The sequence below is a fragment of the Aureimonas mangrovi genome, assembly GCF_014058705.1.
GTDB lineage: Bacteria > Pseudomonadota > Alphaproteobacteria > Rhizobiales > Rhizobiaceae > Aureimonas > Aureimonas mangrovi.
In genome coordinates this window covers 1,580,573-1,598,804 of sequence record NZ_CP059692.1, presented here as the reverse complement: position 1 = coordinate 1,598,804, position 18,232 = coordinate 1,580,573, and the positions used below count along the sequence as shown (strand labels likewise).

The 18,232-nt window shown below is 67.5% G+C and carries 15 protein-coding genes; 7 read left to right on the top strand and 8 right to left on the bottom strand.

Annotation, left to right across the window (positions count from 1 at the left end; genetic code table 11):
* Window positions 1-125: 125 nt before the first annotated feature.
* A complete protein-coding gene (locus H1343_RS07410; protein ID WP_185985244.1) occupies window positions 126-1,031 on the top strand; it encodes an MBL fold metallo-hydrolase in 906 nt (301 codons plus the stop codon).
* 3 nt (window positions 1,032-1,034) lie between these two features.
* On the opposite strand, the gene H1343_RS07405 is transcribed toward H1343_RS07410, so the two are convergent.
* From H1343_RS07405 to H1343_RS07380, 6 genes are all read right to left on the bottom strand, one after another.
* Window positions 1,035-1,880, bottom strand: coding sequence for a DUF1499 domain-containing protein (locus H1343_RS07405; protein WP_185985243.1), 846 nt, complete (start codon window positions 1,878-1,880; stop codon window positions 1,035-1,037).
* A 70-nt stretch (window positions 1,881-1,950) separates the two neighbouring features.
* Window positions 1,951-4,623: a pyruvate, phosphate dikinase gene (ppdK, locus tag H1343_RS07400; protein ID WP_185985242.1), complete on the bottom strand. Its 2,673-nt coding sequence runs from the start codon at window positions 4,621-4,623 to the stop codon at window positions 1,951-1,953.
* Between the two features lie 123 nt (window positions 4,624-4,746).
* Window positions 4,747-5,715 (bottom strand): DsbA family protein, encoded by a 969-nt coding sequence (locus H1343_RS07395; RefSeq protein WP_246333453.1) that lies wholly within the window; start codon window positions 5,713-5,715, stop codon window positions 4,747-4,749.
* Window positions 5,672-6,187: a DUF721 domain-containing protein gene (locus tag H1343_RS07390; RefSeq protein ID WP_185985241.1), complete on the bottom strand. Its 516-nt coding sequence runs from the start codon at window positions 6,185-6,187 to the stop codon at window positions 5,672-5,674. The genes H1343_RS07395 and H1343_RS07390 overlap by 44 nt, the downstream gene beginning before the upstream one ends.
* Entirely contained in the window at window positions 6,184-7,410 is a 1,227-nt protein-coding gene (locus tag H1343_RS07385) for an O-antigen ligase family protein (RefSeq protein WP_185985240.1), read from the bottom strand. The genes H1343_RS07390 and H1343_RS07385 overlap by 4 nt, the downstream gene beginning before the upstream one ends.
* The gene (locus tag H1343_RS07380) at window positions 7,407-8,144 is read right to left on the bottom strand and encodes a glycosyltransferase family 25 protein (RefSeq protein WP_185985239.1); all 738 of its coding nucleotides are present in this window, start codon (window positions 8,142-8,144) and stop codon (window positions 7,407-7,409) included. The genes H1343_RS07385 and H1343_RS07380 overlap by 4 nt, the downstream gene beginning before the upstream one ends.
* 76 nt (window positions 8,145-8,220) lie before the next feature.
* On the opposite strand from H1343_RS07380, the gene mutY reads away from it, so the two are divergent.
* The gene (gene mutY / locus H1343_RS07375) at window positions 8,221-9,300 is read left to right on the top strand and encodes an A/G-specific adenine glycosylase (protein WP_185985547.1); all 1,080 of its coding nucleotides are present in this window, start codon (window positions 8,221-8,223) and stop codon (window positions 9,298-9,300) included.
* Window positions 9,301-9,303: 3 nt separating this feature from the next.
* On the opposite strand, the gene H1343_RS07370 is transcribed toward mutY, so the two are convergent.
* Window positions 9,304-10,440 carry a site-specific DNA-methyltransferase gene (locus H1343_RS07370; protein WP_185985238.1) on the bottom strand — a complete coding sequence of 379 codons (1,137 nt, stop codon included), beginning with the start codon at window positions 10,438-10,440 and terminating at the stop codon, window positions 9,304-9,306.
* A 162-nt stretch (window positions 10,441-10,602) separates the two neighbouring features.
* Here H1343_RS07370 and H1343_RS07365 point away from each other — a divergent pair, with 162 nt between their 5' ends.
* Window positions 10,603-11,283, top strand: a complete 681-nt coding sequence (locus tag H1343_RS07365) for an HAD family hydrolase (protein WP_185985237.1) — start codon at window positions 10,603-10,605, stop codon at window positions 11,281-11,283.
* 6 nt (window positions 11,284-11,289) lie between these two features.
* Here H1343_RS07365 and H1343_RS07360 read toward each other — a convergent pair whose 3' ends face one another.
* Window positions 11,290-11,757 carry a hypothetical protein gene (locus H1343_RS07360; protein ID WP_185985236.1) on the bottom strand — a complete coding sequence of 156 codons (468 nt, stop codon included), beginning with the start codon at window positions 11,755-11,757 and terminating at the stop codon, window positions 11,290-11,292.
* Between the two features lie 152 nt (window positions 11,758-11,909).
* On the opposite strand from H1343_RS07360, the gene thrC reads away from it, so the two are divergent.
* Genes thrC through H1343_RS07340 form a run of 4 tightly spaced genes read left to right on the top strand, consistent with a single transcriptional unit; the run spans window position 11,910 to window position 18,227 of the window.
* The gene (thrC, locus tag H1343_RS07355) at window positions 11,910-13,340 is read left to right on the top strand and encodes a threonine synthase (RefSeq protein WP_185985235.1); all 1,431 of its coding nucleotides are present in this window, start codon (window positions 11,910-11,912) and stop codon (window positions 13,338-13,340) included.
* The gene (locus H1343_RS07350; protein WP_185985234.1) at window positions 13,337-14,653 is read left to right on the top strand and encodes a M16 family metallopeptidase; all 1,317 of its coding nucleotides are present in this window, start codon (window positions 13,337-13,339) and stop codon (window positions 14,651-14,653) included. Before thrC ends, H1343_RS07350 begins: the two co-directional genes overlap by 4 nt.
* 15 nt (window positions 14,654-14,668) lie before the next feature.
* Window positions 14,669-15,310: a GNAT family N-acetyltransferase gene (locus H1343_RS07345; RefSeq protein WP_185985233.1), complete on the top strand. Its 642-nt coding sequence runs from the start codon at window positions 14,669-14,671 to the stop codon at window positions 15,308-15,310.
* 10 nt (window positions 15,311-15,320) lie between these two features.
* Window positions 15,321-18,227: a sensor domain-containing phosphodiesterase gene (locus H1343_RS07340; protein WP_185985232.1), complete on the top strand. Its 2,907-nt coding sequence runs from the start codon at window positions 15,321-15,323 to the stop codon at window positions 18,225-18,227.
* Window positions 18,228-18,232: the final 5 nt, after the last annotated feature.

Genomic DNA, 18,232 nt, shown 5'->3' with positions numbered 1-18,232 from the left:
GGACAGTCGTGTGTGCCCACCATAAATGGGCACAGGGCAAGCTCAAGCTACCTCCGGGCGTGAACGTCGCGTCAAGCAATACGCGCCTTGACAACGGTGCATCCCCGGAGCTCGACCTGGGACAAATGGCAATGGAATTCGATTTGACCTTCGATGCGCAGCCGGGTGAGCCCGTCGAGATCGCGGACAACGTGCGCCGCATCACCGCGCCCAATCCGGGGCCGTTCACCTTTCGCGGCACCAACACCTACCTCGTCGGCACGGAGCGCCTGGTCCTCGTCGATCCCGGGCCGGACGACGAGGCGCATCTGGCGGCGATCCTCGATGCGCTGGGCGGGGCGCCGCTGGAAGCAATCCTCGTCACCCACACCCATCTCGACCACACCGGCCTTACGGCAAAGCTGAAGGCTGCGACGGGCGCGCTAGTTTACGCCGAAGGCCCGCACCGCGCCGCGCGGACCCTGCACGAGGGCGAGACGAACGCCCTCGACGCCGGCGCCGATCGCGGCTTCGCGCCGGATATCCGCGTTGGCGACGGCGAGACGGTGCGCTTCGGGGCCAGCAGCTTCACCGCGATCGCGACGCCCGGCCACGCCGCGAACCATCTGGCCTTTGCGCTCGAAGGAACTCCGGCGCTCTTCTCCGGTGACCACGTCATGGCGTGGTCGACCACCATCGTGGCACCGCCGGACGGCTCGATGGCCGACTACATGGCCTCGCTCGACAAGCTGATGGCGCGCCCGGAGAGCCTCTACTTGCCGGGGCACGGCGCGCCGCTCGAGCGCCCGCTCCCCTTCATGCGCGCGCTGCGTTCGCATCGCCGCATGCGCGAGGCGGCAATCCTCGAACGTCTGCAGTCCGGCGATCGAACCATCCCGGAGATCGTCGCCGCCCTCTATGCGACGACGGACAGGCGCTTGCATGGGGCGGCCGGACTTTCGGTCCTCGCCCATCTGGAGGACCTCGTCGGCCGGGGCCTTGCGGCGAGCGATGGCCCGCCATTGATCGGAGCGCGTTTCGAACGCGTTTGAAGCCTATTCCTCGACGGGGCCGCTGCGCAGAAGATCCATCGCAGCATCCAGCCGCGCGAGGAAAGCGTCGATGAAGCGGCGGTTCTGGCCAAGATCGCGCGGCACGTCGCGCGAGACCGACCGCACATCGACATAGCTGACGCCGTCTTCCTCCACGATACGGATGGTCACGTCGCTCGGCAGGGCGAGGATCGGCGCGTAGGCAACTGCCGAGATCACGTACTGGTCCGAATCCTGAACTGCCGAGGGGTCCTGTTCGCCCTCGGCCGCAAGCGTATCGCGCAGCGTCGGCACGGCGGTGACCACCGTGCCGGCGACGCCCAGATCGCCTTCGGCAGGCTGCGGGCCAGAGCCTGCAACGATGTCCTCCACCTCCCACCCCGATGCGTCGATGGCGCTCCGCGCCGCGCCGTAGACCTCGGCGGCCGTCGCGCGGAAATCGCGGCCGAGAACGACGCGCGTCGATTCGATCGGCAGGCCGGCGGACGGTGAAAGCTGGGCGGCCATGCCGTCCGTCTCGGCCATTGCTGAATTGGGATACTCGATCGCCAGGAACATGCCGACCGCGAAGGGAACGGCCAGGAAGCAGGATAGGAAGAGTGCGGCCACCGCGCGCCCGCCGCCACGATGGCCGCGGAACCAGGCCTTTGCGGCGGCGAAGAGTGCGCAGAGGAGCGCAACGACCACCAGTCCGCCCACCGTGACGACGACGAGCGAGAACGCTTGCAGGTTCAGGATCTGGAGGCGGAAAAAGATCAGCGCGACAGCCAGAAGTGCGAGCGCGAAAGTGGCCAGCGCCCAGGCCCAACCGGCCGAACGCGCACGCTTCCTGATGTAGTGTCCGCTCACGCCATGCCTCGCACTGCCGTCCGGGCGAGCATATCACAGGCAGATCGAAGCAACGCCAGCGTCAGCATCCTCAGCCGCGCGCCCTTGCCTTGCCGGACCCGCGCGAGCCGCGTGAGAAGCGGATGGCAGCCTGCGCCGCGGCCACGCGCGCGATCGGCACGCGGAAGGGCGAGCAAGAGACATAGTCGAGCCCGACCTGCTCGAAGAAGCTGATCGAGGCGGGGTCGCCCCCCTGCTCGCCGCAGATGCCGAGCGTGATGTCCGGCCGCGCGCGCCGCGCCTTCTCCACGCCGATCGAGATGAGTTCGCCGACGCCTTCGACATCGATGGACTGGAAAGGGTCGCGATCGATGATGCCGTGACGCTCGTAGGTCGACATGAAATTGGCCGCGTCGTCGCGCGAGATGCCGTAGACCGTCTGCGTCAGGTCGTTGGTGCCGAAGGAGAAGAAGTCGGCCACCTCGGCGATCGTGTCGGCGCGGATGATGGCGCGCGGCAGCTCGATCATCGTGCCGACATGGTAGGAAACGCGCCGGCGCCGCTCGGCCTGCACGAGTTCGGCGACTTCCACGATGCGGGCCTTGAGGAAGTCGAGCTCCTTTCGCAGGCCGACGAGCGGCACCATGATCTCGGGAACGACGTCCTTGCCCTTGCGCTCGCCGGCTTCGATCGCGGCCTCGAAGATGGCGCGGGCCTGCGTTTCGACGATCTCCGGATAGGAAATCGCGAGGCGGCACCCGCGATGGCCGAGCATCGGGTTGAATTCCTGAAGCGTCTCGATGCGCTCGGCGAGGACCTTCTCGGGAATGCCGAGCGCAAGCGCAGTCTCGGCGACCTCGCCCTCGCCCTTCGGCAGGAATTCGTGCAAGGGCGGATCGAGAAGGCGGATTGTCACCGGCATGCCGGCCATGATCTCGAAAAGCTCGACGAAGTCGGACCGCTGCATCGGCAGGAGCCGCGCAAGCGCCGCCCGCCGCCCCTCCTCACTGCCGGCGAGGATCATCTCGCGCATCGCGCCGACGCGGCCGCCCTCGAAGAACATGTGCTCGGTGCGGCAAAGGCCGATGCCCTCGGCGCCGAAGGCGCGGGCCGCTCGCGCCTCCGCGGGCGTCTCCGCATTGGTGCGCACAGCCATGCGCCGGGCCCGGTCCGCGAACTCCATAAGCGTGGCGAAGTCGCCCGAGAGCGAAGGCGTCGTCAGCTTGCAGGCGCCTGCGATGATGTCACCCGTCGCGCCGTCGATCGTCAGCCGGTCGCCGGCCCGGAGGACACGGCCCGCCGCCGTCAGCGTCTGCGCGTCCAGATTGATGCGAAGCGCGCTCGCGCCGGTCACGCACGGCTTGCCGATGCCGCGCGCCACCACGGCCGCATGGCTCGTCGTGCCGCCGCGCACCGTCAGGACGCCTTCGGTGACGTGCATCCCGTGGATGTCGTCGGGCAGCGTCTCGGTGCGCACCAGGATAGAGGGGCGCCCCTCGCCGGCCAATTCCAGCGCGCGCTCGGCGGAAAAGACGATCTCGCCGCTCGCCGCGCCGGGCGAGGCGGGAAGCCCGCGCGCGAGGATGTCGAGGTTCTCGGCCCGCTCGATCGTCGGGTGCAGCATCTGGTCCAGCGAGGCCGGGTCGATGCGCAGGAGCGCCTCTTCCTCGTCTATCAGCCCCTCGCGCACCATGTCGACGGCCACGCGAATGGCCTCCGCGATGCCGCGCCGGGCGGGCCGCGACTGGAGGAGGAAGAGCGCGCCGTCGCCGACCATGAAGTCGACCTCGCAGGCATCGCCGAAATGCGCCTCGATCCGGCGGACATAGGTGGAGAGCGCCGCGAGGTCTCCCGGGAAGCGCGTATCGTCCCCGACAGACAGGTCCAGCATGGTCCCGCGCTCGCCGATCTCCCGCGCATCGTCGCGACCGCGCAGTTCGAACTCGCCGGTGAGAAGCGAACGTCCCGTTGCCATGTCCCGCGAAAACGCTCGGCCCGTGCCGGACTTTTCGCCGCGCTCGTTGAAGATCATCGCGTGTGCCGTCACCGCGAGGCCCGCATTCTCCGAAATGCCGTGCAGAACCCGGAAGGCGCGCGCGACAGGGCCGCGCCAGCTCGAGAAGGCGGCTTCCACCACTGCGATCAATTGCTCGAATGGCGTCTGCGGGAAGGCGTGCCCGAGTTCTTCCTCTAGGAAGGCGAGGTCACGGGCAATCAGCGCGCGCCATTGCGGCACGGTCGCCGGCTCCGCACCGCCCCAGCCGGCCCGATCGCGCTCGTCGTCTGCAATGTCCTCGAACTCGCCGGGATCGGCGCCGTAGACGAGAAGCGCGAAGCTCTCGATGAAGCGGCGATAGGACCGGAAGGCGAAGGCCGGATCGCCGAGTTCCGTGGAGAAGGTCTCCACCGTGCGATCGTTGAGGCCGATATCCAGAATGGTGTCGGCGAGCCCTGGCATGGGAGCGCGAGCGCCGACGCGCAGCGCGAGCAGAAGTGGCCGCGTCTTGCCGTCGAACACCCGGCCCGTGGTCTGCTCGAGCCATTCGACGGCAGACAGGATCTCCGAGCGAAGGCTCTGCGAGACCTCGCCATGCGCCGTCATGCTCTGCCGCCAACCGAGCGTGGAGACCGTGAAGCCGGGGGGCACCGGCAAGTCCAGAGAGGCGAGCGTGGCGAGATTGGCGCCTTTCAGCCCGAGCGCCTCCGAAGCGTCGGCGGGCCGTTCCGCCGATCCTCGCTTGAAGGTGAACACGCGCTTCGCCATGCACTCGCACCACGCCGTCGCCCGGATGGCCACCGGGCCCGTCCTTAAGAGCCAGTGGTCCGATTACGGCATTCGCCGCAGAACCCCAAGCCCCGCCTTGCGCGCCGCGGCGCTAAACCGCCTTCACCGATGCGCTTCGATGACCGCCGCCATCTGGTCGGCGGTCATCGCGCCGGAATAACGGTCGCCATTAATGAAGAAGGTCGGCGTGGCACGCACGCCGAACTCGTTCTCGCCGCGCTCCTTGACGGCCGCGACCTGACCTTGCAGCTCCTGGTTCTGCAGGCAGGCGACGAAAGCTTCCTGGCTCATGCCGGAGAGGCGCGCGATCTGGAGAAGCGCTGCGGAGACGTTCTCGGCGCGCGTCCAGGTCGCCTGCTGCTGGAACAGGACGTCGACCATCGGCTCGCGCTGGGTTTCCGGCACGCACCGCGCCAGCATGAAACCGGCGAGCGCCTGCGGGTCGAAGGGGAACTCGCGCACGATCACCTTGGCGATGCCGGTGTCGACATAGTCCGCCTTGATGTCCGGCAGCACCTGATTGTGGAACTGGGCGCAATGCGGGCAGGTCAGTGAGGCGTACTCAACGATGGTAACCGGCGCGTTCGGGTCACCGATGACGATGTCGGGCAGCGCGCCCTCAGCCATGAGCTCCGCGACATCGACGCTGCCCTGCGGCTCCGGAGCTGTGGCGGACGAAGGATCAGTGCGGCGCTCGGCCGGGGCGGCGTCGGGGTTCGCGGCCGGCGCCTCCTGAGCCTGTGCCGTACCGATCAGCCGGAAGGTGCCGTCGTCGTCAGCGCACGCCGCAAGGGCCAGCACCGCGGCACTGCCGAGCAGAACCGATGCATGGCGCGCCCGCTGCATAAGCGAGGGGCCGACGGTGATGGTCTGCTTGGAAGCTTTCATCGATGAATGTCCTTCATGGGCCTTCGATTGCGCGCCGCAACAATGCGGAGATGCCTTGTCTAGGAGGCGATTGGGGCTTTTCCAATACACCATCCTGACGATTGCGCGATTGCGCTTGAACGAATCCTGAACGCAGTGTTCAGTCCGTAGGCGCCCGGTTGCGCGCCAGAACGCTTTCGCCAAGACGCGTCAGAGCCTTCCGCAGGCGTTCATTCTCCACCGATCCAGCCTGCGCTTCGATAGCTGCCTTGTCCGCTGCGGAGAGCGGCGCCGTCGCGGGCTTGCGGGAGGCCGGTGGCAGCGGCAGCGCCTTCTGTATGATCTTCAGACGCCCGACGGCATGAAAGCCGAAGAAGGCGTCGATTCGCTGGAGCAGCTCGCTGCTCTCGTGCTGAAGCCTCAGCGCCGATGCACCCTCACAGGCGACGACGAGCGTTGCTGGCTCGAACGGATCGTTGTCGCTGCGCCGCGCCTGCCAGATCAGCTTTTCCGGCCGTGTCCCAGCCGCGAGCCGTGGGCCGGCGATCTCCGGCCACGCCGTGACGAGCCCGCTCGTCATGCCCGCCTTTTTCGCCAGGATCGGATCGACGAGGCCGGCCACGAGGTCCGCGAGCGGCTTGACACCGGGACGCTTTGGCGCGCTCGCCGCCTTCATGACGAGGGACCGAGGCGGCGCCCGGTCAGTGCCAGTTCCGTGCGCCGCAGGCTGGTGAGGACGATGCCCATGAAGCCGAAAACCAAGATGATCATCCACTCGTTCAGGAGCACACCATGAAAGGCGCCGAAGGAGAAGACGAGGAAGACGAACACGGCGGCGTTGGCAACGAGGTTTCGCGAGCCGAACCTGACACATGAGACGGCGAAAGCGGCGAAGATCGCGAGCAGCAGGGCGAGCCCGACGAGTCCGTTCGAGAGCATCTCGTCGAGGAACAAGTTGTGGAGGTGCTGGAATTGCATGACGCGCTCGGCGTTCGGGCCGGAGAACTCCGCGACCCGCTCCATCCGGCTCATGGCCCCTACGCCCGTTAAGGGATGTTCTGCCACGATCTGGAGGCTGGCGTTCCAGAAGGTCAGCCGCACATCGACCGAACCGCTGGCGCTGCCGGTAGCGTTAAAGCGCTCCATCTCCTCCACGGCGCGCGAGACGCGATCAGCGACGAGCGGGTACGCCACAAAGGACGCCGCGACGAGGCCGGCGAGACCGGCCGTCAGCACCGCCATGCGCCGGCTCGGCTGGTCGCCGCGAAAGATCGCCCACAGGTCGATCGCCACAATCGGCAGGAAAACGATCCAGGCCCCGCGCGTTTGCGTGAGAAGGATCGGCGCGATCGCCAGATACGCCCACCAGCGCCCGTTGGGCAGGAAGCGCGGCGGCCGGGCGGCATCGATGCGCGCCATCACCGCCGCCCCCGCCACAAGGAAGGCCAGTATCGCCGCATTCTCACCGAGGTCGAGGCGCTCGCCCTTCAGCAGCAGGACCTGAAGCACGGAAGCGACGAGAAGCGTTGGCAACGCCATGCGCGCGCCGATCACCATAGCGTCGACGGGCCTGCGCACGAGGCACAGTCCGACCGGGATGAAGAAGGCCGAAAGCTCCACAAGCGCGTAGCCGAGTTGCCGGTTCCCCTGCACCGGCTCCCCACGCCCGAGCGACAGCGCGATCGCCCATATCACGTAGGTGAGAAGCAATGCCGAATAGAGCGGCGGCAGATGCCGGCACACGCGGTGACGTACCAGAACGAGGTAGAACCCACAGGCGGCGAACGCGATGAAGCCAGCCTTGCCGACGGCGAATAGCAGGATCACCGTCGCTACCGCCGTCATCAGGACGAGAGGGTCGAGGCGCCGCCGCGCCAGGAGGATCCGCTTGAAGGTCATCGCGATGGCCGCATGGCGCCAAGCAGGCGACGTGCTGCATCGATCGTGCGGAAGCGCAATGTCGTCAGCCGCTGCCAGAGGGGCAGGTTCTGGTCGGCGTATTTCCGCCCGTCTCGGGTCAGGCTTCTGGTTCCCGCGAGGCCGATCGGGTCAGGATGAACGTGACGCAGACGCACGCCGAGGGCCCATTCGCGCTCGAGCGCGACATCGTAAGGCAAGCGCATCGGCGTCAGCGATCGCAAGAGTCGCGGCACGATCTCACGCCGCACGAGATAGGCCGCTGCCGAACCGCTCGGCCCGAAGGCGGCGCGCCCCACCCGCAGGCCGTTCGGGAGGCTCCGTTCCGTGAGATGCATGGCGCGCCGGTGATGAACGAGCTTCAGCACGTCCCAGCCGCCCACGGTCTCGAGCGCCGACAGCGTTTGCGAGAGATCGGGAGAGAGGACCACGTCGTCCTCAAGGATGAGACCGAATTCATCCGAGCTTTGAAGAAACATCTCCAAAGCCTTTAGATGACTCGCATAGCACCCGTATTCCCCCGGCAGCGGTCGCTTGCCGTGGTCGCGCAGAAAGCCGGGCTCGTCGAGGAGCGCACGTTCGGCCGCAGGCACCGTCCGACCGTCCACGGCGGGCACGCGCACGAGCTCGACACCCGCACGTTCCGCTTCGCCCCGGATGCGTTTCAGTCTGTCTTGCGAACGGTCGAGATTGATAAGATAGGCCTTGGTCGCCAAGAGATACGCTTTATGGCAGGGTCCGATCGGCTCACCGGATGGCGTCAAACTGCATGGAAGTCAATCATTGAGCCGTATGCGCCTTCCGAGCGAACACGCGCCGGACGCCCGGATCGCCGGTCTTCTCCTGCCCTGGTACGATCGACACGCGCGAGAGCTTCCCTGGCGTTTGGGGCCGGAACGTGCAGTTGAAGGCGAGCGTGCCGACCCTTACCGGGTCTGGCTTTCTGAGATCATGCTCCAGCAGACGACCGTCGCGGCGGTGAAGAGCTACTTTGCGCGGTTCACCGAACGCTGGCCGAGCGTGGAAGCGTTGGCGGCAGCACAGGACGGCGAGGTGATGAGCGCCTGGGCGGGCCTTGGCTACTATGCGCGCGCCCGCAACCTCCTCGCCTGCGCGCGAGTGGTCGCTGGCGAACGCGGCGGGTTGTTTCCCACGAGCGCCGAGGGTCTCAGAGCACTGCCTGGCATCGGCGACTATACCTCAGCCGCAATTGCCGCGATCGCCTTCGGCGAACGGGTCGCCGTGGTGGACGGCAATGTCGAGCGCGTGACGACCCGCCTCCACGCGATCGAGACGCCCCTGCCCGCCGGCCGCCCGTTCGTGCGCCACCATGTGGACGCGATGACGCCGGCAGACCGGCCGGGAGACTTCGCGCAGGCGATGATGGATCTCGGCGCCACAATCTGCACGCCGCGAAAGCCCGCCTGCGTGATCTGCCCCATCGCCGAGCCCTGCCGGGCGCGGGCGGAAGGGCGGCAGGAGACGTTCCCCGTGAAGGTGAAGAAGGCTGCCAAGCCGAGCCGCATCGGGGCCGCCTTCGTGGCGCTCCGGCGCGGCGATGGCGCCGTGCTCCTGCGCAAGCGCCCGTCCACAGGAATGCTCGGCGGGATGAGCGAACCGCCGACGACCGCTTGGAGCGCACGAGCGGACGGCGCAACGGGAGAGGACGCCGCCCCCTTTCCGGCCGACTGGCGGCTCGTCGGCGAGGTGCGCCACGGCTTCACCCATTTCGACCTGACGCTCGAGGTCTGGCGCGCCGTGGTGATGGAAGTGCCCGACACATCAGGCTGGTGGGCCCCCGCCGACGCGTTGGACGCCGAGGCCCTGCCGACGCTCATGCGCAAGGCGATCGAGACCGCCCTCGCCGCTTGAAGCTCAGGCGCCGGCGGCGCCCATACGCTGGCGCACTTCCTTGCGAAGATCGTCGATCAGGGTGAGTTGCGCGCCCTCGCGGACGTGCCAGAAGGTCCAGCCGTTACAGGCTTCCGCCCCCTGAACGCGGGCACCGATCCGGTGGATGGAGGCGGCCTCGCCATCCGCCACAATGGTGCCGTCAGCGCGCACCCGTGCCGAGAAACGACCCTTGATGTCGGTCAGCTCGGCGCCGGGCGCGATCAGCCCCGCCTCGATCAGCGTCGTGAAGGGGATGCGCGGCTCGGCGCGCTTGCCGGTGGCCACCTGCACCGAGAGATTGTCCAGTTGCACCGTCTCCTCGATGCGGCGCGTGGCGACCTCGATATAGGCGTCCTCGCGCTCGATCCCGACGAAGTGTCGACCGAGACGCTTGGCGACGGCCCCGGTCGTGCCGGTGCCGAAGAACGGATCGAGGATCGTGTCGCCCGGCTTGGTGGAGGAGAGGATGACGCGGGCCAGCAACGCCTCGGGCTTCTGCGTCGGATGAGCCTTCTTGCCGTCCGCTCCCTTGAGGCGCTCCGAGCCCGAGCAGATCGGGAACATCCAGTCCGAGCGCATCTGGAGATCGTCGTTCGCCGCCTTCATGCTCTCGTAGTTGAAGGTGTAGGCCTTCGCGTCCTGAGAGCGGGACGCCCAGATCATCGTCTCGTGGGCGTTCTGGAACCTGCGGCCGCGAAAGTTCGGCATCGGATTGGCCTTGCGCCAGACGATGTCGTTCAGCATCCAGAAGCCGAGATCCTGCATGACCGCGCCGACGCGGAAGATGTTGTGGTAGGACCCGATCACCCAGATCGTGCCGTTGGGCTTCAGGACGCGGCGCGCCGCGAGGAGCCAGGCGCGCGTGAAGGCGTCGTAGGCCTGGAAGCTCTCGAACTGGTCCCAGGCATCGTCCACCGCATCGACCTTCGAATGGTCGGGCCGCAGCAGATCGCCGCCGAGCTGGAGGTTGTAGGGCGGGTCGGCGAAAATCGCATCCACCGAATGCTCCGGCAGCGCCGCCATCCGCGACACGCAGTCGCCCTTGATGATGGTGTCGAGCCAATCAGCTTTCGCCGCGGCCTGGGACGGGACGGGATGCGCACGCACGACGTTGGACATTCGATCACCGGGGTCTGACGCAAGAACTTGAAGAACCGCGGTCATAGTTACCGAACGGGGTAAACGATCGGTGAAACGGCCGGCGAAGCCGGCGATCCATCTCCGGTTGGCCTCGCGATGCGCGCCATGCTAGGCCCCGGCCGCTATCAGGCGGAGCAAAGAATGGCCCTCTCCCTCATCATCTTCGACTGCGACGGCGTGCTCGTCGATTCCGAGATCGTCGCCGCGCGCATCGAATCGGAAATGCTGAAGGAGCACGGCATCGAAATCTCGGCAGAGGAACTCGCCGAGCGCTTCGCCGGCCTGACGCTCGTGCGCATCCTGGAGACGCTGGAGACCGAAACCGGCGTCACGCTGCCGGAGGATTTCGCCACGAAGGCCGAAGCCGAGGGCAACCGGCGCCTCGCCACCGTCGCGCCCATTGCCGGCGTCCACGAGATGCTGGACCGGCTCGATCTGCCGCGCTGCATCTGCTCGAACTCGATGACACCGCGTTTGAAGCTGATGCTCCAGCCGAACGGGCTGTGGGACCGTTTCCGCCCCTACGTCTTCGCCTCGCGCGAGGTCGGCGAGAAGCGCATCAAGCCCGCGCCCGACGTCTTCCTGCACGCCTGCCGCGAATTCGAGATCAACCCGCGCGAGGCGATCGTACTGGAAGACTCGGTCCACGGCGTCGCCGGGGCCGTCGCTGCGGGCTGCCGCGCCATCGGCTTCACGGGCGCCAGCCATACCCATCCTGGCCACGCGGAAGCCTTGAGCGAAGCCGGGGCCGAGACGGTGATCTCGCGCCTCTCGGATTTTCCGGCCGTCGTCGAGGCGCTTTCCTCCTGGGACGAAGCCTGAAGACGCTCAGTTCCGCTCGTCGAAGCCGACATAGATCGTCACGTTCGGGCCGGCCGGCTCGGTGAGGCGAAGGGCACTGTCGAGAAAGGTGAAGGTCGACGCTCCGGGCGTAACGCTCTGGCGGCCGAGCTGCGAATACTGGACCGAGGCGCCATCGACGACTGCGACGCGGATCGGCAGTTCGGCCGGGCTCGTTCCGATGAACGAGACGTCCCCCGCCACGCGAACCTGCACGGCGAGCCGTCCGTCGATCACGCTGCAGGAGCGCGTGGTCTGGATGATCGTGGCGCTGTGGTTCTGCGTGCGCAGGCTGCGTGTGCCGTCGCGTACGGCGATGTCCGGGCACCGGGCGGGCATATCCGCCTGCGGCACCGAGGCCGCCGGTCCATTGCCGGCGCCTGACGAACAGCCTGCGAGAGCGAGGGCGGCGAGGATGAGAAGCGATGCCGGGTGCGCCGGCATGGAAGGAAGCATCGTGCGGTTCTTCCCTTATCGTACGGCGCCGTTCTATATCATCGCGATGGATCCCGCGCGACTGCTGGAGGCGCGCATCCAACCCGCGCGGCGCCAAGCCCGCGACGACATGGATCGACGGCCGCTCGCGCGGCCCGGGAATTGACCGCCGCATGCGCGGCCAGGGAGTTGCCGTGAAATATGTGAGTTCGCGGGGCGAAGCGCCCGTTCTGGGCTTCTCAGATGTCCTGCTCGCCGGCCTTGCCGAAGATGGCGGGCTCTATGTTCCGCAGAGCTGGCCCGAGCTTTCGCCGCAGACCATCGCCGGCTTTGCCGGCCGGGCCTACGCCGAAGTCGCGCTGGAGGTGTTGACGCCCTATGTCGGCGGCGAGATCGAGGCCGGCGCCCTCAGGCGCATGGTCGACGAGGCCTATGCGACGTTCCGCCATCCGGCCGTTGCCCCGCTCGTCCAGACCGGGCCGAACGCCTTCGTGCTCGAGCTTTTCCATGGCCCGACGCTCGCCTTCAAGGACGTGGCGATGCAACTCCTCGCCCGACTGATGGATCATGTCCTTGCCGAGCGCAGCCAGCGCGCGACGATCGTCGGCGCGACGTCCGGCGATACGGGCGGCGCGGCGATCTCGGCCTTTGCCGGCAGCGACCGGGCCGACGTCTTCATACTGTTCCCGCGCGGGCGCGTCTCGCCGGTGCAGCAGCGCCAGATGACGACCTCCGCCGCGCCGAACGTCCACCCGATTGCCGTCGAGGGCACGTTCGACGACTGCCAGGCGATGGTGAAGGCCATGTTCAATGATCGCCGGTTCAGGGCCGAGACCGCGCTTTCGGGCGTCAACTCGATCAACTGGGCGCGCATCATGGCGCAGATCGTCTATTACTTTACGGCCGCGAGCGCGCTCGGCGCCCCTGGCCGCAAGGTCTCCTTCACAGTGCCGACCGGCAATTTCGGCGACATATTCGCCGGCTACGCGGCCAAGCGGATGGGCCTTCCCGTGGAGCGGCTCGTCGTCGCCACCAACGAGAACGACATCCTCGCGCGTGCGCTCGCCAGCGGGCGTTACGAGATGGAGGGCGTGCGCGCCACGACCTCGCCCTCGATGGACATCGAGATTTCTTCGAATTTCGAGCGACTGCTCTTCGAGGCCGGCGGGCGTGACGGCGCCTCCATCCGCCGCCTGATGGACGGGCTCTCGCAGTCGCGCGGCTTCACTCTTCCCGCAGAGACGCTGGACACGATCCGCACCGAGTTCGACGCGGGCCGCACGAGCGAAGAGGAGACGCGCGAGACCATCGCCGAGACCTTTGGGAACTCGGCCTATCTCCTCGACCCGCACACGGCGGTCGGCGTGAGGGTCGCTTCGCGCCATCAGGGTGCCGTTCCGATGATCACGCTGGGCACCGCCCATCCGGCGAAGTTCCCGGCTGCCGTGAAGGCCGCCATCGGCACCGAGCCCCCGTTGCCGCCGACCCACGCCGACTTGATGAGCCGCCCGGAAGTGTTCGAGACGATCGCCAACGACCTTTCCGCCGTCCAGGCCTTCGTGCGTGAGAAAAGCCGCGCCGTGCGCCTCGGAGCCGCGGCATGAGCGTCGAGATCACGAAGCTGTCCAACGGATTGACCATCGCCACGCAGACCATGCCATCGCTCGAGAGTGCCGCGCTCGGCGTCTGGGTGAAGGCGGGCGCGCGCGACGAGGGGCCGCACGAGCACGGCATCGCCCATCTCCTCGAGCACATGGCCTTCAAGGGCACGACGCGCCGCTCGGCGCGCGGCATCGCCGAGGAGATCGAAGACGTCGGCGGCGAGCTGAACGCCTCGACGAGTGTCGAGACGACCGCCTATTACGCGCGTGTGATGCGCGAGGACGTGCCGCTGGCGCTCGACATCCTGTCGGACATCCTGCTCGATTCGCGCTTCGACGAGGACGAGCTGGCGCGCGAGAAGCACGTTATCCTTCAGGAGATCGGTGCGGCCGAGGATACGCCGGACGACATCGTCTTCGACCATTTCCAGGAGCGCGCCTTCCGCGACCAGATCCTCGGCCGGCCGATCCTGGGCACGCGCAAGACGGTGCGCTCGTTCACGCCGAAGGGGCTGCGCTCCTATCTCGGCAGCCATTACACCCCGGAGAAGATGGTCGTCTCGGCGACGGGCGCCGTGTCCCATCAGGACATCGTGGATCGCGTCTCGGCGAGCTTCGGGGCTGTAGCCCCCGGTCGAGCCGCGCCGGTGGAGGAACGGGAACCGGCGGTCTACACCGGCGGCGAGTTCCGCGAAGAACGCGATCTGGCCGATGCGCAGCTCGTCCTCGGCTTCGAGGGACGGCCCTACTACAAGCGCGACTTCTATGCGTCGCAGGTGCTCTCGATCATTCTGGGCGGCGGCATGTCCTCGCGGCTGTTCCAGGAAATCCGCGAGACGCGCGGGCTCTGCTACGCGATCTCCGCCTTTCACTGGAGCTTTGCCGATTCGGGCATCTTCGGCATCCACGCCGCGACCGGCGAGGAAGAGCTTGCCGAACTCGCGCCGGTGATCGTCGACGAGCTGATGCGCGCAGCTGAAGGCATCTCCGAGAAGGAGGTCGTTCGGGCTCGCGCGCAGATGCGCTCCAGCCTCCTGATGAGCCAGGAAAGCCCGGCTGCGCGCGCCGGCCAGATTGCCCGCCAGCTGATGTTCAAAGGCGAGCTCATCGACAATGTGGAGCTGATGGACCGCCTGTCGGCGATCACCGCGCAGCGCCTCGCCGGACTCGCGGAGACGACCTTCGTCGGCGCCAAGCCGACGCTCGCCGCCATCGGTCCGTTGAAGCGCCTGGCATCGCTGGGAGAACTGGAAGAGCGTCTTGCCGGTGGACGGGCGCCTCAGGTGCGGCAGGCACGGCCCGCAGCGGCGCGCTGACGGTCCGCGAAGCCGATGGGCATCCTCCAGCGGTTCCTGTCGCCTCCCGGCCCCGTGCTGGAGGGCGAGCGCGTCATGCTTCGCCTGCCCCGGCGCGGCGACTATGAGGAATGGCGGGCGCTGCGCGACGAAAGCCGCGCCTTCCTCACGCCCTGGGAGCCGGCCTGGACGGCGGACGAGCTGTCCCCCGCCGCCTGGCGCGAGCGCCTTGCCCGCTATCGGCAGGACGCGCGGAACGGGAGCGCCCTCGCCTTCATGATCACCGATCGCGCCAGCGGGGCCCTATGCGGCGGCATTACGCTCGGCCAGATCCGGCGCGGCGTTTCCCAGGCCGGCGTCCTTGGATACTGGATGGGCGAGCGCTATGCCGGTTCCGGCCGAATGTCGCAATCACTGGGCCTCGTCTGCGCGCACGGCTTCGGTCCCGAGGGGCTGCACCGCATCGAAGCGACGTGCCTGCCGCGCAACGAACGCTCCATCGCGCTTCTGCGAAAAGCAGGTTTCGCAAGGGAAGGTCATCTGCGAAAATACCTGCGGATCGCCGGAAACTGGGAGGACCACCACCTCTATGCGCTGCTCGCCGAAGATTGGTCCGCTTCGGGTGATAGACGCACTCAAGCGCCAATGGCGCACATGCCTCCCGCCGATTGGTCCTGATCCCGCCTTCATGTTCGACCTACTCCGCATCCCTCGTCCGATCCTCGCCCTCGTCGCGGCGATCCTTGGCCTCGTCTTCCTGTCGATACCCGCGCTCGCGCTCGAGCCCGTCGGGATCTCTCGCGATGACGTGGCGATCGATCTCCTGCCGGCGGTGGAGATGCACCCCGGATCCGGATCGAGCTTTCAGGTCTCCACGGTGCCGGGCGCCGACGGCATCGTGCGGCGCATCGAGGTGGAATCGGGGAGCGGCGGCGCGGCCCGTGGCTGGGCCGTCTTCGCCCTCGCCAACAACACCGACGTCCAGATCGACCGGCTGGTCGTCGCGCCTCATTTCAAGCTGGCGGGCTCCGGTGTTCTCTCACCGGACTTGGGCTCGCAGCGGATAGCGGCCATCACGCCCTCGGAAGGCTTTGCCCCGGAGCGGCAGGATCCCTCTGAAGCCGATCTCTTCCTGGTCACGCTGGACCCCGCTTCGGTCGTTACCTTCGTGGCTGAACTGTCGTCCGACCGCTTGCCCGAACTTCGCCTGTGGGAACCGAACGCCTACAAGGACACCGTCAACGCCTACACGCTCTATCGTGGCATCGTACTCGGCATCGCCGGCCTTCTGGCGGTCTTCCTGACTATCCTCTTCGTGGTGAAGGGCTCGGCGATGTTTCCAGCCACGGCCGCCCTCGCCTGGGCGGTGCTCGCCTATATCTGCATCGACTTCGACTTCTGGCAGCGGCTGGTGCCCACCCAGCCCGGACAGGAATCGATCTGGAGGGCGGCGACGGAGGTCGCCCTCGCCTTCACGCTGATCGTCTTCCTCTATGCCTATCTGAACCTCAACCGCTGGCACAGCGCACTCTCGGCCTTCACCATCGTCTGGCTCGCCGGGCTCCTCGGCCTCGGCTTCATGGCGATCGTCGACCCGCCGCTCGCATCCGGCCTCGCCCGCCTGTCACTGGCCGCAACGGGCGGCGTCGGCCTCGTGCTGATCTTGGTGATGGCGTTCCAGCGCTTCGACCGCGCGGTGATGCTGATCCCGACCTGGCTCCTCATCATCGCCTGGCTCATCGGCGGCTGGATGACCGTGACGGGGCGCATCGACAACGACATCATCCAGCCCGCGCTGGGCGGCGGGCTCGTCCTCATCGTGCTCCTCATCGGCTTCACGGTGATGCAGCACGCCTTCGCCGGCGGCACCTTCGCGAGCGGCCTCATCTCCGACATGGAGCGCCGGGCGCTCGCACTCGCCGGCACGGGCGACGCGATTTGGGACTGGGACGTCGCGCGCGACCGCATCTTCGCCTCGACCGACGGAGACGGCATGGCCGGCATGCCGGTCCGCGACATGAACGGCCCGGCACGCGACTGGCTGCCGATCATCCACCCGGACGACCGCGACCGCTTCAAGCTGACGCTCGACACGATCGTCGAGCACAGGCGCGGGCGTATCGCGCAGGACTTCCGCCTCCGCGCGGGCGACGGCCACTACCACTGGATGAACCTGCGCGCCCGCCCCGTGCTCGGCTCGGACGGAGAAGTCGTGCGCTGCGTCGGCACGCTGAAGGACGTGACCGAGCGCAAGAAAGCCGAGGAGCGCCTTCTCCACGACGCTTTGCACGACCAGCTGACGGGACTGCCGAACCGCGAACTTTTCCTCGACCGGCTCGACTCGCTGGCCGCGATCGCCGCGACGCGGCCCGATCTGCGCCCGACGATCTTCATGATCGACATCGACCGGTTCAAGCAGGTGAACGACGAGTTCGGCATCGCAACCGGCGACACGATCCTCCTGACCGTCGGCCGCCGGCTGAAGCGCCTTCTCAAGCCGCAGGATTCGCTTGCCCGCCTCTCGAGCGACCAGTTCGGCCTGATCCTGATGTCACAGACCGATGTCGAGGGTGTCGCCCGCTTCGCTGAGGCATTGCGTAACGTCATCCGCGCACCGATCGGCTTCACCAACCGCGAGATCATCCTCACCGCCTCCGTCGGCCTGACGGGCTGGAGCGAAAGCGCGGGCAGCGACGAGGTGCTGAAGGAGGCCGAACTCGCGGTCTACCAGGCAAAGCGCATGGGCGGCGACCGTGTGGAGGCCTTCCGCCCTGCTTTCAAGACGGTCGGCTCGGGCCGGTTGGAACTGGAATCGGACTTGCGCCGCGCCTTCGCGCGCCACGAACTCTCGCTCGCCTTCCAACCGATCATCCGCCTGTCGGACGGCCAGGTCGCGGGCTTCGAGGCGTTGCTCCGCTGGGATCACCCCAAGCGCGGCTTCGTCTCGCCGGCCGAATTCATTCCGATCGCAGAGAAGAGCGGGCTGATCGTCCAGCTCGGGCAGTTCGCCCTCGACGAGGCCGCGCGTCGGCTTTCGGACTGGCAGAAGCTCAGCGGGCGCGCGGGTCTCACCGTCTCCGTCAACATCTCGTCGCGCCAGCTCATCCGGCAGGACCTTCTGAACGATGTGCGCGCGGTGGTGAAACGCTACGGCATCCGCGAGGAATCGCTGAAGCTCGAGCTGACAGAATCGATGGTGATGGACAATCCGGAGCGCTCCAGCCAGCTGCTGGCCCAGCTTCGCGAGATGGGCGTCGGCCTGTCGCTGGACGATTTCGGCACGGGCTACTCGTCACTCGCCTATCTGATGCAGTTTCCCTTCGACACGCTGAAGATCGACCAGTCCTTCCTGCGCGGCGATACCGGCCCGCAGCGCTCGATCATCGTCCAGTCGATCGTGACGATGGCGCACGAACTCGGCCTTGCTGTCGTCGCCGAGGGTGTCGAGACGGAGAAGGATGCCGCGCGCCTCAAGGCGCTGAAATGCGAGTATGTCCAGAGCTTCATGTTCGCGCCGCCGCTCGCGGCCGAGGAGGCGCGTCGTCTTCTTCAGGACAGGCAGAACGCGCCCGGCACGCTCACCCGCGCCGGCTGACGACG

What these genes read in the sequence shown, in the direction of transcription:
- H1343_RS07345 (WP_185985233.1), top strand. Translation starts at nt 14,669, where the DNA reads ATGGGCATCCTCCAGCGGTTCCTGTCGCCTCCCGGCCCCGTGCTGGAG.
- H1343_RS07390 (WP_185985241.1), bottom strand. Translation starts at nt 6,187, where the DNA reads ATGAAGGCGGCGAGCGCGCCAAAGCGTCCCGGTGTCAAGCCGCTCGCG.
- H1343_RS07365 (WP_185985237.1), top strand. Translation starts at nt 10,603, where the DNA reads ATGGCCCTCTCCCTCATCATCTTCGACTGCGACGGCGTGCTCGTCGAT.
- ppdK (WP_185985242.1), bottom strand. Translation starts at nt 4,623, where the DNA reads ATGGCGAAGCGCGTGTTCACCTTCAAGCGAGGATCGGCGGAACGGCCC.
- H1343_RS07340 (WP_185985232.1), top strand. Translation starts at nt 15,321, where the DNA reads ATGTTCGACCTACTCCGCATCCCTCGTCCGATCCTCGCCCTCGTCGCG.
- mutY (WP_185985547.1), top strand. Translation starts at nt 8,221, where the DNA reads ATGCGCCTTCCGAGCGAACACGCGCCGGACGCCCGGATCGCCGGTCTT.
- H1343_RS07360 (WP_185985236.1), bottom strand. Translation starts at nt 11,757, where the DNA reads ATGCTTCCTTCCATGCCGGCGCACCCGGCATCGCTTCTCATCCTCGCC.
- H1343_RS07410 (WP_185985244.1), top strand. Translation starts at nt 126, where the DNA reads ATGGCAATGGAATTCGATTTGACCTTCGATGCGCAGCCGGGTGAGCCC.
- H1343_RS07385 (WP_185985240.1), bottom strand. Translation starts at nt 7,410, where the DNA reads ATGACCTTCAAGCGGATCCTCCTGGCGCGGCGGCGCCTCGACCCTCTC.
- H1343_RS07370 (WP_185985238.1), bottom strand. Translation starts at nt 10,440, where the DNA reads ATGTCCAACGTCGTGCGTGCGCATCCCGTCCCGTCCCAGGCCGCGGCG.
- H1343_RS07350 (WP_185985234.1), top strand. Translation starts at nt 13,337, where the DNA reads ATGAGCGTCGAGATCACGAAGCTGTCCAACGGATTGACCATCGCCACG.
- thrC (WP_185985235.1), top strand. Translation starts at nt 11,910, where the DNA reads ATGCGCGGCCAGGGAGTTGCCGTGAAATATGTGAGTTCGCGGGGCGAA.